13 protein-coding genes are annotated in these 16,176 nt (G+C 63.8%); 8 read left to right on the forward strand and 5 right to left on the reverse strand.

Annotation, left to right across the window (positions count from 1 at the left end):
- Positions 1–172: 172 nt before the first annotated feature.
- Positions 173–1,597, reverse strand: a complete 1,425-nt coding sequence (locus LOY53_RS09705) for a PLP-dependent aminotransferase family protein (protein ID WP_027593793.1) — start codon at positions 1,595–1,597, stop codon at positions 173–175.
- 327 nt (positions 1,598–1,924) lie between these two features.
- Here LOY53_RS09705 and LOY53_RS09710 point away from each other — a divergent pair, with 327 nt between their 5' ends.
- Entirely contained in the window at positions 1,925–3,334 is a 1,410-nt protein-coding gene (locus tag LOY53_RS09710) for an amino acid permease (protein WP_027593792.1), read from the forward strand.
- Between the two features lie 3 nt (positions 3,335–3,337).
- Here the strand turns inward: LOY53_RS09710 and LOY53_RS09715 are convergent, their stop codons facing one another.
- Positions 3,338–3,517 (reverse strand): hypothetical protein, encoded by a 180-nt coding sequence (locus tag LOY53_RS09715; RefSeq protein WP_099429838.1) that lies wholly within the window; start codon positions 3,515–3,517, stop codon positions 3,338–3,340.
- Between the two features lie 107 nt (positions 3,518–3,624).
- Between LOY53_RS09715 and tam the strand changes: the two genes are divergently transcribed.
- On the forward strand, positions 3,625–4,401 hold the full coding sequence (tam, locus tag LOY53_RS09720) for a trans-aconitate 2-methyltransferase (protein ID WP_258703925.1): 777 nt from the start codon (positions 3,625–3,627) through the stop codon (positions 4,399–4,401).
- Here the strand turns inward: tam and LOY53_RS09725 are convergent.
- Together LOY53_RS09725 and LOY53_RS09730 are read right to left on the reverse strand one after the other, a co-directional pair.
- Positions 4,391–4,762, reverse strand: a complete 372-nt coding sequence (locus tag LOY53_RS09725) for a DUF2784 domain-containing protein (protein ID WP_258703926.1) — start codon at positions 4,760–4,762, stop codon at positions 4,391–4,393. The two genes, tam and LOY53_RS09725, sit on opposite strands and share 11 nt — an antisense overlap.
- Before the next feature lie 163 nt (positions 4,763–4,925).
- Positions 4,926–5,795, reverse strand: coding sequence for a LysR substrate-binding domain-containing protein (locus LOY53_RS09730; protein WP_085273296.1), 870 nt, complete (start codon positions 5,793–5,795; stop codon positions 4,926–4,928).
- A 243-nt stretch (positions 5,796–6,038) separates the two neighbouring features.
- On the opposite strand from LOY53_RS09730, the gene LOY53_RS09735 reads away from it, so the two are divergent.
- From LOY53_RS09735 to LOY53_RS09755, 5 genes are all read left to right on the forward strand, one after another.
- On the forward strand, positions 6,039–7,355 hold the full coding sequence (locus LOY53_RS09735; protein ID WP_252823506.1) for an MFS transporter: 1,317 nt from the start codon (positions 6,039–6,041) through the stop codon (positions 7,353–7,355).
- Positions 7,356–7,369: 14 nt separating this feature from the next.
- Positions 7,370–8,761 (forward strand): FAD-dependent oxidoreductase, encoded by a 1,392-nt coding sequence (locus LOY53_RS09740; protein ID WP_252823508.1) that lies wholly within the window; start codon positions 7,370–7,372, stop codon positions 8,759–8,761.
- Between the two features lie 94 nt (positions 8,762–8,855).
- The gene (locus LOY53_RS09745) at positions 8,856–9,566 is read left to right on the forward strand and encodes a YebC/PmpR family DNA-binding transcriptional regulator (RefSeq protein WP_085273298.1); all 711 of its coding nucleotides are present in this window, start codon (positions 8,856–8,858) and stop codon (positions 9,564–9,566) included.
- 137 nt (positions 9,567–9,703) lie between these two features.
- Positions 9,704–10,648 carry a LysR family transcriptional regulator gene (locus tag LOY53_RS09750; protein ID WP_099453582.1) on the forward strand — a complete coding sequence of 315 codons (945 nt, stop codon included), beginning with the start codon at positions 9,704–9,706 and terminating at the stop codon, positions 10,646–10,648.
- An 87-nt stretch (positions 10,649–10,735) separates the two neighbouring features.
- A complete protein-coding gene (locus tag LOY53_RS09755) occupies positions 10,736–12,148 on the forward strand; it encodes a DOPA decarboxylase (RefSeq protein ID WP_252823511.1) in 1,413 nt (470 codons plus the stop codon).
- Between the two features lie 119 nt (positions 12,149–12,267).
- On the opposite strand, the gene LOY53_RS09760 is transcribed toward LOY53_RS09755, so the two are convergent.
- Complete coding sequence (locus LOY53_RS09760; RefSeq protein WP_027593782.1) at positions 12,268–13,641, reverse strand: MFS transporter; 1,374 nt, start codon at positions 13,639–13,641, stop codon at positions 12,268–12,270.
- A 466-nt stretch (positions 13,642–14,107) separates the two neighbouring features.
- Here LOY53_RS09760 and quiC point away from each other — a divergent pair, with 466 nt between their 5' ends.
- Entirely contained in the window at positions 14,108–16,015 is a 1,908-nt protein-coding gene (gene quiC / locus LOY53_RS09765) for a 3-dehydroshikimate dehydratase QuiC (protein ID WP_027593781.1), read from the forward strand.
- Positions 16,016–16,176 lie beyond the last annotated feature (161 nt).

Here is a 16,176-nt window from a genome sequence, read left to right on the forward strand (position 1 = left end):
GTTCGAACGGTATTGAGGTGGGAGCCAAAAGGGGCCGCGCGCCCATACTCCAGGAATAATTGGCCCGAAACAGATGTGGGAGCAGCCTTGTGCTGCGAAGCGCCGCGCGGGCGGCGCTCGATCTCACAGGCGCAGAAGATGTCAAGGCGAACATCCCGCCACACCACCGTCCCTACACCCCACCCCGCCGCACATGCTTCACCAGCACCTTCTCCAACAACTCCCACATCGCCGGGTCCGTACTGAACGCCACATTGAAGCGCATCCACCCGGTCGGCTTGGCATCGACCATGAACAGCTGCCCAGGCCCAAGCATGATGCCTTTCTCCAACGCATCATCCAGCAGCTCCGCGCTGTCGGGGATGGCGGGGTGGCGGGTCCAGATGTACATGCCTTCATCCGACTCGGTGAACAACTCGAAGCCCAGCCGGTGCAGGTGCCGGCCCACTTCCTGGTGCGCCTCGGCCAGGCGCTGGCGCAGGCGTTTGAGGTGTTTGCGCCAGCGGCCGTCGATGATCGCGGCGTACACCACCCGCTCCATCACCTGCGAGGTGGTGAGGCCTGAGCGCATTTTCAGGTGCACCAGTTTCTGCATCAGCTCCGGGTTGGCCATCATGTAGCCGACCCGCACGTTGGGCGAGATGCTCTTCGAATAGCTGCCGACGTACACCACCTGCTGCAGGTGGTCGAGGCTGGCCAGGCATGGTTGCGGTTCTGCGACCATGTCGGCGTACAGGTTGTTCTCGACCAGGCGGAAGCCATGCTGGCTGGCCAGTTGCAACAGCCGATGCAACTGCGGCAGCGGGGTGCGCGAGCAGGTCGGGCTGTGCAAGTGCGGCTGGGTGAAGAACGCGGTCGGGCGGTGGTGCGCCAGCAACTGCTCCAGCTGGTTCAGGTCGTAACCGGCAGGGGTGCGGGGTACGCCGACCAACGTCGCGCCTTGGGTGCGCAGGATGCTCATCAGGTTGGGGTAGCCGGGGTCGTCGACCAGCACCACGTCCCCTGGGCGCACCAGGGTGCGCGCGGCCAGGTCCAGGGCCTGGCTGGCGCCGTGGGTGAGCATCAGCTGTGCCGGGTTGGCGACGATCGACAGCTCCTGCTGCAGGTTCTGTGCAGTCAGCGTGCGCAGTTCGGCCAGGCCCATGGGGTCGCCGTAGCCGGACAGCTCCAGCGGGCTGCCAGCGACCTGGCGCAGGCCGCGGCGCAGGCCTTCCTCATACATCCAGTCATTGGGCAGCCAGCCGCAGCCGGGCTTGAAGGGCAGCTGGCGGATCTCGAAGATCTGTTGCAGGTACCACTCGGAGTTGAACGTTGGTCGGCTGGTGTCGGCCTCGACATTGTGTTTGTCCAGCAACTCGCCAGCCGCGCGGTTGATGAAAAAACCGGCATTGCCGCGGCTGACCAGCAGGCCCTGGGCGACCAGGCGGTCGTAGGCCTCGACCACGGTGAAGGTACTCACCGAGTAGGTCGCGGCAAAGGCGCGGATAGACGGGACCTTGGCCCCAGGCTTGAGCGTCTGGTTGTCGATCAGCTCGCGCAAGCCGTCGATGATCTGGTTGACCAACGGGGTGGGGGCGTCTGGGTGTAATTCGAACATTCGAGGGCCTTTCAGGGTGCGTAGCGTCAGGTGCCTACAGGGTGTACTGCATTGGCGACCTGTACAGTGCAGTGCGAGATTCATGCCACTGTGCATGGCTCTCTGCGTCGGACATTTTTACATTAGGTGTCGGATATCGCCACATAAAGCATGTTCAGTTCGCTCGAAGGGCAAACCTTCGGGCGCGTCAGCAGGCCGCCATGGATGGCCTGCGTGTGTTTGCTCACACCATCCTGCCCGCATTAGCACTGATGTACAGGTGAGGCCGCTAGCCATCGGGGTCTCACAGTTTTCCTTGGATAAAAAGAAGCACGGGGTACACAACTGATGGACGCAACATCCACAACCACCACCGCGAAAGGCGGGCACGAGAGCAAGCTCAGTGCCTCCCTCAAGTCGCGCCACCTGACGATGATGTCGATCGCCGGGGTTATCGGCGGCGCCTTGTTCGTCGGTTCCGGCAGCGTGATTCACAGCGCCGGCCCGGCCGCTGTCCTGGCCTACCTGGCAGGCGGCATCCTGGTGGTGCTGATCATGCGCATGCTCGGCGAAATGGCGACGTCCTCGCCTGACACCGGCTCGTTCTCCACCTACGCCGACCGCGCCATTGGCCGTTGGGCAGGTTTCACCATCGGCTGGCTGTACTGGTGGTACTGGGTCATCCTCATGGCGTGGGAAGCCTATGTTGCGGGCAAGATCCTGCATGGCTTCTTCCCTGACGTCAGTGTCAACGTGTTCGTGCTGGCCACGACCCTGCTGCTGATCACCGTCAACTTCTTCAACGTCAAGCATTACGGCGAGTTCGAGTTCTGGTTTGCCTTGATCAAGGTGATCGCCATCGTCTGCTTCCTGGTGGTGTGCACCGCAGCGGTGATGAACGTCTGGCAGTTCGGTGAAGTGCGTGGCATCAGCCACCTGACCGCAGAAGGCTTCATGCCCAACGGCATCACCACTGTGATTGGTGCGTTGCTCGGGGTGATGTTCGCCTTCCTCGGCGCCGAGATCGTGACCATCGCCGCATCCGAAGCCAAAGACCCAGCCGCGCAGATCGTCAAGGCCACCAACTCGGTGGTGTGGCGTGTGTGCCTGTTCTATGTCGGCTCGATCTTCCTGATCGTCTGCCTGGTGCCGTGGAACGACCCGCACCTGGGCGTCTCGGGCTATGGCGCCTACCGCCGTACCCTGGAGCTGCTGGGCGTGCCGTATGCCGAGTTGCTGATGAACTTCGTGGTCCTGACCTCGGTGAGCAGCTGCCTGATCTCCGGTCACTACACCGCTTCGCGCATGCTGTTCTCGCTGTCCCAGCGTGGCGACGCGCCGTCGTTCTTCAAGATCACCCGTGCCGGCACCGGCGTACCGGTGTACGCGATCATGGGCTCGTGCGCCGTGGCGGTGGTATGTGCGCTGATCAACTTCAGCGAAACCCTGCGCCCGAAAGACGTGCTGGACACCCTGATGAACACCACCGGCATGATCGCGCTGCTGGTGTACCTGGTGATCGCCTTCTCGCAACTGCGCATGCGCCGCAAGCTGATTGCCGAAGGCAAGGAAGTGCGCCTGAAGATGTGGCTGTTCCCGTGGCTGACCTACCTGGTAATCGCGTTCATCGTGGCTGCCCTGGTGACCATGGCGTTCATGCCTGACTACCAGATCCTGGTGATCTCCACCGGTATTGCTGCCGCAGTCGTGGTAGCCATGGGTGTAGTGCATCAGATCCGTAGCGCCAAACGCCACTAAGCTTCAGTTGTGGTTCGAGACGGCCGGCTCCCTTGGGGACCCGGCCGTTTCGCGTTGTTGGGCCGGGTGTTTGTCCGGCGGCATGTGGAAACGCTGGTTCATCCACGGCGAGCCGAGCAGGGCGGCGGCGGCGATCAGGGCCAGTATGGCGAGGGCCAGGAATGTTTTCATGGGCAGGCGCATATAAGGACTGACTTCAAGGATAGACGCTCGGTTCCGGCCCGCGAATAGACCCTAAGTGCCACTACTTGGCTTATGCTGGGCACATTGCCCGCCCAAAGGAGCCGCACATGGCCTGGTCCGCCACCCAGTATTCCCTGTTCGAAAACGAGCGCACCCGCGCCGTACGCGACCTGCTGACCGCCGTGCCGCCGCGCCCGGTCCGCCATGCCACCGACCTGGGCTGCGGCCCGGGCAACTCGACCGAGGTGCTGCTGCAGCGCTACCCCGATGCCCAGGTGACGGCGCTGGACAGCGACCCGGACATGATCGAAAAGGCCCGGGAGCGCAAAAGGCTGTGTGTACCACGCGTGCGCTGCGCCATTGCCGACATCGCCCAGTGGGCCGCGCCAGAGCCACAAGACCTGATCCTGGCCAATGCCTCGCTGCAATGGGTACCGGACCACGCTTCGCTGTATCCGCGCCTGGTCCGCCAGCTGAGCGAGGGCGGCAGTCTGGCGGTGCAAACCCCTGACAACCTTGACGAGCCAGCGCACCGGCAACTGCGCGAAATCGCCAGCAAAGGCCCCTGGGCCGCCAAATTCGCCGATTTCCAGTTACCACCCAGGCACAACGCCGCGTTCTATTACGACCTGCTCAGCCCGCTGAGCGCGCGGGTGGATGTGTGGCGTACTACGTACCATCACCCGTTGGAGGGTGGCGCCGAAGCGGTGGTCGAATGGTTCAAGGGCTCGGCTTTGCGGCCTTACCTGGCCAAGTTGGACGAACAAGAGCAAGCAGCCTTCCTGCAGATGTACCTGCAGGCGATGCAGCACGACTACCCACCGGCCACCGACGGTAAGGTGCTGTTGCCGTTCCCGCGCTTGTTCGTGATCGCTACGCGTTAGGGCGACGCCAGCGCCCGAGCACGTAGCCGTAAATGGCGAGGTTGAGCAGCAGGACGATGGCGCCCAGCAGCCATTGGATCTGCGGCGTCAGCCCGGCCGGGTAGATCAGCGGCCAGATGTAATGTTCGACGAAACCGCCGTGGTAGCCCGCGTCGCCGGCGGCGAAGCGCATGCGGTTTTCCCAGTCGGTCAGCGGGCATTCCAGGTGCAGCCCTTCTACCGCCAAGCCCCAGGCCAGGGCGGGCAGGTGGACGAGCAGGGCGGGGCGCCACGTGAGTACCAGCAGGCCACCGAACAGCACCCACACGATGAAGGCCAGGTGTAACAGCACCAGAGCGTCGGCGGCAAATCGAAAGAGCATGGGATGTAATCCTCGCTCGCGACCCCCGTGATCCTCGCGATCCTTGTAGGAGCAGCCTTGTGCTGCGAAGAGGCCGGTACAGGCACCATACATCAATGCTGCCTGCACCGGCCTCTTCGCAGCACAAGGCTGCTCCTACCCAGCAAACATTGGGGGTACTGCTTTACAGCCCTTCCTCAACCATCTGCAAGAACGTCGCTACTACCCGCCGTGTACGTTGCTCGCTGAGGCACACCAGCGTCTCGGTCAAATGCCGCTGGCAATCGACAATCGGCAACGCACACACCCGCGCATCCGCGCCAAACTCCGCCGCCGACACAACCCCCACGCCAATCCCCACCACCACTGCTTCGCGCGCCGCCTCGCGGCCTTCCACTTGGATCGCCGGCCGAATCCGCAGCCCGGCGCGCTGCATTTCTTCTTCCAGCGTCTGCCGCGTCACCGACCCAGGCTCCCTCAGCACCAGCGGGGTGTCATCCAGGTCTGCCAGGCTGATCGAGCCCCGGCTGGCCCAAGGGTGATGGTGGCTGACGAAGGCAACCATCGGGTCGCGGCGCAGCGGCAGGCAGTGCAGGCGCTCATCGTCGACGTCCCTTCCCAGCAGTGCCAGGTCCGCCTGGTAGCTGAACAGCCGGGCCAACGATTCATCGGTGTTGCCGGTCTCGATCTTTACCTGGATGCCCGGGTAGCGCTGGCAGAACCGCGCAATCTGCGGCAGCACGTGCACCGGCGCGTCCACCGCCAACACCAGGCTGCCGGTGTGCAGGGCGCGTGAGTCCTGCAGCAGCTCGTGGGCTTCGGCTTCGCAGGCGAACAGGCGTTGGCTGATGCCCAGCAGGCGCTCGCCCAGGTCGGTCAGTTGCACCGAACGCTTGTTGCGGTGGAACAGCAGCACGCCGAAGCGCTCTTCCAGCTTGCGCACTTGGTCGGAGACCGCTGGCTGGGTCAGAAACAGTTTTTGCGCCGCACGGGTGAAGCTGCCGTGCACCGCCACCGCGTGAAAGGCCTTGAGTTGAGCGTGGGACACCGACATGACGACTCCAGTAACAAGCTGGGCTTATGAGTGAAATACGATAAATCGATTTTATTTATCAGTCACCAGCTGTTTCCATACCTCCCAGCCCCGCCGCAGCCACAAGCGCCGGTCGGGGCCATGGCGCTGATACAGCGCCATCTGACCCGATGACAGGCCCCGTCATCGCTGTGCGTAACACAAGAACAAGACAGGCGTTTCTTCACATTCTGCCGGCACACTTGAGCAAGAGGTCAGACTCACATGAACCATTCCCTAGCCACGTTCAAACGCTGGCGTATGCAGATTTTCGCAATCACCTGGCTGGCCTACGCCGCCTTCTACTTCACCCGCAAGGCGTTCTCGGTCGCCAAGCTGGGCATCGCCGAAGACCCAGGCTTCATGCTCGACAAGGCCGCCATGGCCAACCTCGACGCGATCTACCTGGCCGCCTATGCCGTGGGCCAGTTCACCTGGGGCATGCTTGCCGACCGCTTCGGCCCACGTGTGGTGGTGCTTGGCGGCTTGCTGATCTCGGCGGCGGCGGCGGTGGTGATGGGCAGCTACGCCACCTTCCCAATCTTCGCCACCTGCATGTTGATCCAAGGCCTGGCGCAGTCCACCGGCTGGGCCGGTTTGTGCAAGAACATCGGCAGCTTCTTCCCAGCGGCGCAGCGCGGGCGGGTACTGGGGTTGTGGAGCTCGTGCTATGCCTTTGGCGGCCTGGTGGCCTCGCCGTTTGCCGGCTGGTGGGCTTACACCCTGGTCGGCACCTGGCACGCCGCGTTTTTCTCCAGTGCCGTGGTGGTCGCCCTGGTGGCCGTGCTGTTTTTCTTCCTGCAGCGCAACAAGCCAGAAGACGTCGGCTTGCCCGCCGTAGAGCCCGAGCCACAGAGCATGGCACCGGGCGCGAACCTGTGCAGTGTCTGGGCGCCGTTGCGCGAGATCCTGCGTAATCGCACGGTGTTGACCCTGGGCCTGGCCTACTTCCTGCTCAAGCCGGCGCGCTACGCCATTCTGCTGTGGGGGCCAGTGATCGTCTTCGAGCAAATGCCGTCGGTGGGCAAGGTCGGTGCGGCGATCATCCCCACGGCCTTCGAACTGGCCGGGCTGCTGGGGCCGATCATGATCGGCCTGGCCTCCGACAAACTGTTCGGCGCGCGGCGCATGCCGGCCTGCGTGATCAGCCTGATGCTGTTGACGGTGACGCTGGCGGCGTTCATGGCGGCCATGCACACCGGCAGCGTGATGCTGGTGGTGGGCCTGCTGTTCGTCATGGGCCTGACCCTATATGGCCCGGACTCGATGATCAGCGGCGCGGCGGCCATCGACTTCGGCACCGCCAAGGCCGGTGCCACTGCAGCAGGCTTCGTCAACGGCTGCGGCTCGGTGGGGGCCGTGCTTGGCGGGCTGCTGCCGGGTTATTTCGACGGCGTCACGGTGTTCATCGTGTTCGCCGGTTGCGCACTGTTCTCGGCGCTGGTGCTGATGCCGCACTGGAACAGCCGCCCGGCCACCGCGGTGCAGCGCCACGACGTGGCACCGAACACCAGCATGGCAATCAAGCCACTGCGTACCTAAAGGAAAGCGAGCGAATGAGACCCTTCTGGCTGCAACAGGCCCTGGATTCGGCGCAGGAAGCGGCGTGCCCGCCGCTGCACGGCGACAGCCGTTGCGATGTGTGCATTGTCGGCGGCGGCTACACCGGCCTGTGGACCGCGTTGATGCTCAAAGAGGCGGTGCCGGCGCTGGATGTGGTGCTGATCGAGGCCGACATCTGCGGCGCTGGCGCCAGTGGTCGCAATGGCGGTTGTGCGCTGTCGTGGTCGGCCAAGTACTTCACCCTCGAGCGCCTGTTCGGGGCGGCCGAAGCGGTGCGCCTGGTGCGCGAGTCGGAACGCAGCATCGGTGCCATCGGCGCGTTCTGCGCTGCCAATGGCATTGACTGTGACTACCGGCTGGACGGCACGCTGTACACCGCCACCAACTCGGCCCAGGTCGGTGCCACCGATGCGGTGATCGCCGCGCTGGAGCAGCAGGGGGTGAATTCGTTCCAGCGGCTGCCGCTGGACCAGGTGCAACGCCTGGCGGGGTCGGCGCGGCACCTGGAAGGCTGGTTTTCGCCGGCCGCCGCCACCGTGCAGCCAGGGCAGTTGGTGCGCGGCCTGCGGCGGGTGGCGTTGCAGCGGGGCGTGCGCATTCACGAAGGCACGGCCATGACGGGCCTGGCGCACGGTACGCCGGTACAGGTGCGCACGGCCCACGGCACGGTGCACGCCGACCGTGTGGTGTTGGGCCTCAATGCCTGGATGGCGAGGGCGTTCCCGCAGTTCGAGCGCAGCGTGGCGATCGTCTCCAGTGACATGGTGATTACCGAACCATGCCCCGAACGGTTGCGTGAAACCGGCCTGGACAGTGGCGTCAGCGTGCTCGATTCGCGCATTTTCGTGCATTACTACCACAACACCTCCGATGGTCGGCTGATGCTCGGCAAGGGCGGCAATACCTTCGCCTATGGCGGGCGCATGCTGCCGGTATTCGACCAGCCATCGCCGTACCGGCCGCTGCTGCGAGAAAGCCTGGGCGAGTTTTTCCCGGCGTTGGCGGATGTGCCCTTGGCGGCCAGCTGGAACGGCCCGTCGGACCGCTCCGTCACGGGCTTGCCGTTCTTTGGCCGGTTAGACGGGCAGGGCAATGTGTTCTATGGCTTTGGCTATTCCGGCAGCGGCGTCGGGCCGTGCCACATGGGTGGGCAAATCCTGTCGTCGCTGGCGCTGGGGCTAGACAACCCCTGGACCCGCTCGCCATTGGTCAAGGGGCCGCTGGGGCTGTTTCCGCCAGAGCCGATTCGCTACCTGGGGGCGCTGATGGTGCGCAATGCCATTCGCCGCAAGGAGCGCGCCGAGGACCGCGGGCTGCGGCCACGGCACCTCGATGTACGCCTGGCACGTTTTGCGGCGGCGGCGGGGAAGGCCGACAAAGCATGAGATTTCTTGTCGATCACATGCCCGAGGGCGTATAAACTGCACCCACTTTTGGCCGGTCGCTTCCTGAACTGGCCGTTGAAACAAGAGAGTCGACATGGGCGCACAGTGGAAAGCCAAACATAGAGAAACAGCGGCCAATGCCAAAGGCAAGATCATGGGCAAGCTGTCCAAAGAGATCCAGATCGCTGCCAAATCGGGCGCGGATCCCGACATGAACCCGCGCCTGCGCCTGGCGATCGTGCAGGCCAAAAAGGCCTCGATGACCCGCGAGACCCTGGACCGGGCAATCCGCAAGGGTGCTGGCCTGGACGGTGATGCCGTGCAGTACCACGCGGTCAGCTACGAAGGTTTTGCGCCGCACCAGGTGCCGCTGATTGTCGAGTGCCTGACGGACAACATTAACCGTACCGTCGCGCAGATCCGCGTGCTGTTCCGCAAGGGCCAGCTGGGTGCGAGCGGTTCGGTGGCCTGGGACTTCAACCATGTCGGCCTGATCGAAGCCACCCCGAGCGAAGGTGCCGACCCGGAAATGGCCGCCATCGAAGCCGGTGCCCAGGACTTCGAGGAAGGGGAAGAGGAGGGTTCGACCCTGTTCATCACCGACACCACCGACCTGGACGCGGTGCAAAAGGCCCTGCCGGAGCATGGTTTTACCGTGACCTCGGCAAAGATCGGCTACACCCCGAAGAACCCGGTAAGTGCTGCCAGCCTGAGCGCTGAGGCATTGGCCGAGGTCGAGGCGTTTCTTGAGGCGATCGATGAGAACGATGACGTGCAGAACGTCTATGTCGGCCTGACCGACTAAAAGCCGGGGCCGCTTTGCGGCCCTTCGCGGGGCAAGCCCGCTCCCACAGGCCTCCGCTAACCTCAAACACGGCGGAGCTCTGTGGGAGCGGGCTTGTCCCGCGAATGGGTCGGTGAATTTGATAAAGGGGAGCCTGCATGAACCCAACTTTCGCCTCCCTGAGCCTCGCCCATCTACGCACCCTCGACTGCCTCCTGCAGCTCAAGAACCTCAGCCACGCCGCCGAGCGCCTGGGTGTCAGCCAATCTGCCCTGAGCCGTCAACTGGCCCACCTGCGCGAAGCCTTCGACGACCCGCTGCTGGTGCGCCAAGGCCGTGGCTACGTGCTCAGCGAGCATGCCGAAGCCTTGGTCGAGCCACTGCGCCAAGTCCTTGAAGAGCTGCACGCCCTGCGCCAACCGGCCGTGTTCGACCCCGCCCGCTGCGAGCGGCGCTTCTGCCTGGCGGCTTCGGACTACGTCGCCGAGCATATGCTGCCGCTGCTGGTAGCGGCGCTGGAACACGAAGCGCCCGGTGTGTCCCTCGAATACCGCACCTGGCAGGCTGGCCAGTACGCGTTGCTGGCCAGTGGCGAGATCGACCTGGCCACCACGTTGTTCGACGAGTCGCCGCCCAACCTGCACGGTCGTCTGCTCGGCGAGGACCGCGCGGTGTGCCTGATGCGTCGCGACCACCCGTTGACCGCCCATGACACGCTCAGCCAGGCAGCCTATCTGGCGCACAAGCATGTGCGCATTTCCGGGGGTGGCGACAAGGACAGCTTCATCGACCGCCACCTGCGCGCCCAGGGCCTGCAGCGGCGGGTCAGCCTGGAAGTGCCGTTTTTTTCAGCCACCGTGCAAGTGATCGGCAACAGCCAGGCGGTGGCCACGGTCCCGGAACACATTGCCCGGCAACTGTGCCGTTTGCATGACCTGGCCTGGCGACCGTTGGGCTTCATCGATCACAGTCAGCGTTACTGGGTGGTCTGGCACCAGCGCCTGCAGGCCTCGGCCGAGCACCGCTGGTTGCGCAACCGGGTGTTCGAGCTGTGGCGCCAGTCCCAGTTCGGCGTGCAAGGGGGGCATGCGCCAACGCCATAGGAGGTATGCGCGAAGCGGGGTTCTTTGCAGGGCGGGTGGCACCTAGACTAATGGGCCTGTATTGCCAGTGCCCAATGGAGACCGCCCGTGACCCCAGAGCAATTCCGCCAGTATGGCCACCAACTGATCGACCTGATCGCCGACTACCGCCAAACCGTAGGCGAACGCCCGGTCATGGCCCAAGTCGAACCGGGTTACCTGAAAGCGGCCCTGCCTGAGTACGCCCCGCAGCAGGGCGAACCCTTCGAGGCGATTCTCGACGACGTCAACAACTTGGTCATGCCAGGCCTGTCGCACTGGCAGCACCCGGATTTCTACGGTTACTTCCCGTCCAACGGCACCTTGTCATCGGTGCTGGGCGACTTTCTCAGTACCGGCCTGGGTGTACTGGGCCTGTCCTGGCAGTCCAGCCCTGCCTTGAGCGAGCTGGAAGAAACCACCCTCGACTGGCTGCGTCAGTTGCTCGGCCTTTCAGGGCAATGGAGCGGGGTGATCCAGGACACCGCCTCGACCAGCACCCTGGTGGCGCTGATCTGCGCCCGCGAACGGGCCAGCGATTACGCGTTGGTCCGCGGTGGCCTGCAGGCCCAGGCCAAGCCGCTGATCGTCTACGTCAGCGCCCACGCTCACAGCTCGGTGGACAAGGCCGCACTGCTGGCCGGTTTTGGCCGTGACAACATTCGCCTGATCCCCACCGACGCGCAGTTCGCCCTGCAGCCAGAAGCGCTGCGGGCGGCCATCGAGCAGGACCTGGCGGCAGGTAATCAGCCCTGTGCGGTAGTCGCGACCACCGGCACCACCGCCACCACGGCGCTTGACCCACTGCGCCCGATTGGTGAAATCACTCAGGCCCATGGCCTGTGGCTGCACGTTGACTCGGCCATGGCGGGGTCGGCGATGATTCTGCCCGAGTGCCGCTGGATGTGGGACGGCATCGAGCTGGCCGACTCGGTGGTGGTCAACGCGCACAAATGGCTGGGTGTGGCCTTTGATTGTTCGATCTATTACGTGCGCGACCCGCAGCACCTAATCCGGGTGATGAGCACCAACCCCAGCTACCTGCAGTCGGCGGTGGATGGTGAGGTCAAGAACCTGCGTGATTGGGGTATTCCACTGGGCCGGCGGTTCCGCGCTTTGAAACTGTGGTTCATGTTGCGCAGCGAAGGCGTCGAAGCGCTGCAGGCGCGCTTGCGCCGTGATTTGGATAACGCTCAGTGGCTTGCTGGGCAGGTCGAGGCGACGCCGGGTTGGACGCTATTGGCACCCGTGCAGTTGCAGACGCTGTGCATCCAGCATCGGCCGGCGGGGCTGGAAGGGGAGGCGCTGGATGCGCATACCAAGGCCTGGGCCGAGCGGCTCAATGGTTCTGGGGAGGCGTATGTAACGCCGGCGACCCTTGATGGGCGGTGGATGGTGCGGGTGTCGATTGGCGCATTGCCGACCGAGCGGGAACATGTTGAAAGACTGTGGCAGCGGCTGCAGGAAGTGATCAAGGCCTGAAAACGCTGGGGCCGCTTTGCGGCCCATTCGCCAGCAAGCCGGCTCCTACAGGGATTTGCGCACACCTGTGGGAGCCGGCTTGCCGGCGAAAGGGCTGCGCAGCAGCCCCCTGCGATCTATCAGTGGCTTGCAGTCTGCAAGCTGCCTTTACGGCTGGCTTCGTACGCGGCCTTCTCCATCGGCTTGGCCTGTGGGTTGCCGAGGTCTTCCATCGACAGGCGATGGGTTTCCGGTGCGATGTACGCCGCCAGGGCGCAGATGCAGGTGATGAAGAACGCCATACCACCCACGACCAGTGGAATGTTGTCCGAGCCCGGTGGTGCCACCAGGGCGAACAGCGCCGGCAGCATGGCCGTCAGCATGGTGCCGATGTTCTGCGCAATGGCCATGGCCGAAACACGGTAGCGGGTCTGGAACAGCTCAGGGTAGAAGCTTGGGAACACCGCGTTGTAGCCCTGGTAGACCATGCCCCACATCACGATCGAGGCGGCGAAGGCCAGCGGTACGTTCTGGATGCTGATCGCATACAGGTAGACGAAGGCCAGCAGGCCCGAACCCAGGCACCCAGCGATCATGGTCGGACGACGGCCGATCTTGTCGGAAAGGTTGCCGACGAATGGAATCACCAGCACCGCAACGATGTTGCCGACCACCGGAATCCACAGGTACACGCTCTTGTCGAAGCCGATGCCATAGGCCGGTTGCACCGCGTAGGCCGCGCCGAAGATGGTCGCGACGACCGGGATCACGTTCATCAGGGCCATGAACATCACCAGCACCATGTGTTTCCAGCTGTGGCGGAAGGCCTCGCTGACCGGCGACTTGGCGACTTTATCCTGCTTCTCTTCCTTCACGAAGGCAGGCGTTTCGTGCACTTCTTTACGGATGATGAAGCCGGCGATCAGCACCACGGCGCTCATCAGGAACGGAATCCTCCAGCCCCAGTCGTTGAAGGCTTCGCTCGGCATGAAGTAGGCCAGTGGCAGGAACACCGCCGCCGCCAAGACCTGGCCGGCTTGCACGCCCTGCAGGGTGAAACTCGCGTAGTAGCCTCTTCGGCCGAACGGCGCGTGCTCCATGATCATCGAACTGGCGCCGGAGATCTCGCCGGCTACCGCGAAGCCTTGGACCAGGCGCAGCAGCACCAGCAAGGCGGGGGCGAGGATGCCGATGTCGTGGTACGTCGGCAGCAGGCCGACAGCCATGGTCGACACACCCATCAGGAACATGCACAGCAGCAGTACGTTCTTGCGTCCGCGGGTATCACCCCAGTGGCCGAGCACGATGGCGCCGACCGGGCGGGCCAGGTAGCCGACACCGTAAGTGGCCAGCGAGGCGATGATCGCCATTTTCGGATCGGTGTTAGGGAAGAAGATTTGCGGGAAAATCAGGGCCGCAGCCTGTGCATAGATGAAAAAGTCGTAGTACTCGAGTGCCGAGCCTATCCATCCACTGGCGGTCGCTTTCTTGGCTTGAGAGCTGGAGTGAGCCATCGGTGTCTCCGTTGTTCTTGTTGGTTCCCGCACGGCGCAAGGCGAGCGTGGGGTTATCTCGGGAGTGGGGTCAAACGTGAAGTGCGGGCGTATTCCGCGCCAAGGCCGTGACAGGCAGCCAGGAGACAGGTGCGGATCGCAAGGCGAGAGCAGTGTTCATAGGTCGGTACCCGGTTTTATTGAACTTATTATGTTGTGGCGTTGGGCTTGTTAGCGCAGGTTCTGCCGAATGACCGTCTGGCAAGAAGGCGGTGGTCGGTGTGCCTGCGTCTGGTTTCATGTTGACCACGGGGTGGCGGTCTAGCAATTCGCGAAATCCGGTTTTGTTCGGTAATCGAACACAAAACTAACCATTCCGTACAAAGAGATTGATGAGGCGACTTTACCTGCGAATAATCCATCATGCCAGGCACCGTTACCGTGGTTTTCCTGCGCCGTCGTCCCCTAACAACAAGGAACTCCCGCCATGCAGCGTTCGATTGCCACCGTGTCCTTGAGCGGCACTCTGCCGGAAAAGCTCGAAGCCATCGCCGCCGCCGGTTTCGACGGCGTCGAAATTTTTGAAAACGACTTGCTCTATTACGCCGGCAGCCCGCGTCAGGTTCGCCAGATGTGTGCAGACCTGGGCATCGCCATCACCCTGTTCCAGCCGTTCCGCGACTTTGAAGGCTGCCGCCGCGACCGGCTGCAGCGCAACGTCGACCGCGCCGAGCGCAAGTTCGACTTGATGCAAGAGCTGGGCACTGACCTGGTGCTGGTGTGCAGCAACGTCCAGGCCGATGCCTTGGGCGACGAGCAGCTGCTGGTGGACGACCTGCGCCTGCTGGCCGAACATGCCGGCAAGCGTGGCCTGCGCATCGGCTATGAAGCGTTAGCCTGGGGGCGTCACGTCAATACCTACCAGCAGGTCTGGAACCTGGTGCGCCAGGCTGATCATCCGTCGCTCGGGGTGATCCTCGACAGTTTCCATACCTTGTCGCTCAAGGGTGACCCGAGCGCGATCCGTGACATCCCGGGCGACAAGATTTTCTTCGTGCAGATGGCCGACGCACCGATCCTGGCCATGGACGTGCTGGAGTGGAGCCGGCATTTCCGCTGCTTCCCGGGGCAGGGCGAAATGGACCTGGCCGGCTTCCTCGCACCGATCCTCGCCACCGGCTACCGCGGCCCGCTGTCCCTGGAAATCTTCAACGACGGCTTCCGCGCCGCACCGCCCCGGCAGAATGCCGCCGACGGCTTGCGCTCGCTGCTGTACCTCGAAGAGCAGACCCGCCTGCGCCTGGAGCAAGAGGCCGTGGCGGTGGAGCCGGGCGTGCTGTTCAATCCGCCGGCGGCCAGTGCCTATGATGGCGTGGAGTTCCTCGAATTCGCCGTCGATGAGGCGGTGGGTGCGCGCTTGAGCAACTGGCTGAAACGCCTGGGCTTCGCCGACGCCGGCAAGCACCGCAGCAAGGACGTGCAACTGTTGCGTCAGGGCGACATCAACATTGTCCTCAATGCCGAACCCTATTCGTTTGGCCACAACTTCTTCGAGGCGCATGGCCCGTCGTTGTGCGCCACGGCGTTGCGCGTCAAGGACCAGCAAGCTGCCCTGAAGCGTGCCACCGCCTTCCGTGGCCAGCCGTTCCGTGGCTTGGTCGGCCCCAACGAGTGCGAAGTACCCGCCGTGCGCGCGCCCGATGGCAGCCTGTTGTACCTGGTAGAACAGGGCACTGCTGGCCAGACCCTGTATGACACCGACTTCAGCCTGGACAAAACCGCCACTGCCAGCGGTGGCCTGCGCCGTATCGACCACATGGCCCTGGCACTGCCGGCCGAGTCGCTGGACAGCTGGGTGCTGTTCTACAAGAGCCTGTTCGACTTCGCCGCCGACGACGAAGTGGTGCTGCCCGACCCGTACGGCCTGGTCAAGAGCCGTGCGCTGCGCAGCCAGTGCGGCACCTTGCGCCTGCCGCTGAACATTTCCGAGAACCGCAACACCGCCATTGCCCACGCATTGTCCAGTTACCGCGGCTCGGGCGTGCATCACATCGCCTTCGATTGTGATGACATCTTCCGTGAAGTGGCGCGTGCCAAGTTGGCTGGCGTGCCGCTGCTGGAAATCCCGCTCAACTATTACGATGACCTGGCGGCGCGCTTCGACTTCGACGACGAATTCCTCAGTGAGCTGGCGTATTACAACGTGCTGTACGACCGCGATGCCCAAGGCGGCGAACTGTTCCACGTATACACCGAGCCGTTCGAGGAGCGCTTCTTCTTCGAGATCATCCAGCGCAAGGGCGGCTATGCCGGGTATGGCGCAGCGAACGTTGCAGTGCGCCTGGCAGCCATGGCCAAGGCCCGCAGCGGGGCAGCGCGCAAGCCGGTGCTGTAAGCGTCTCAAGTGGCAGTCGCGTTCTGTGATTGTCACAACCCTGTGGGAGCCGGCTTGTCCCGCGAATGGGGCGACGCGGGGCATGGCACCGGCTTTGCCGGTGTTCGCGGGGCAAGCCCGCTCCCACAAGGGTCGGCAACTCACTTGCAATGCCACACAGG

The organism is Pseudomonas sp. B21-031 (assembly GCF_024748985.1).
Classification (GTDB): Bacteria; Pseudomonadota; Gammaproteobacteria; order Pseudomonadales; family Pseudomonadaceae; genus Aquipseudomonas; species Aquipseudomonas kermanshahensis.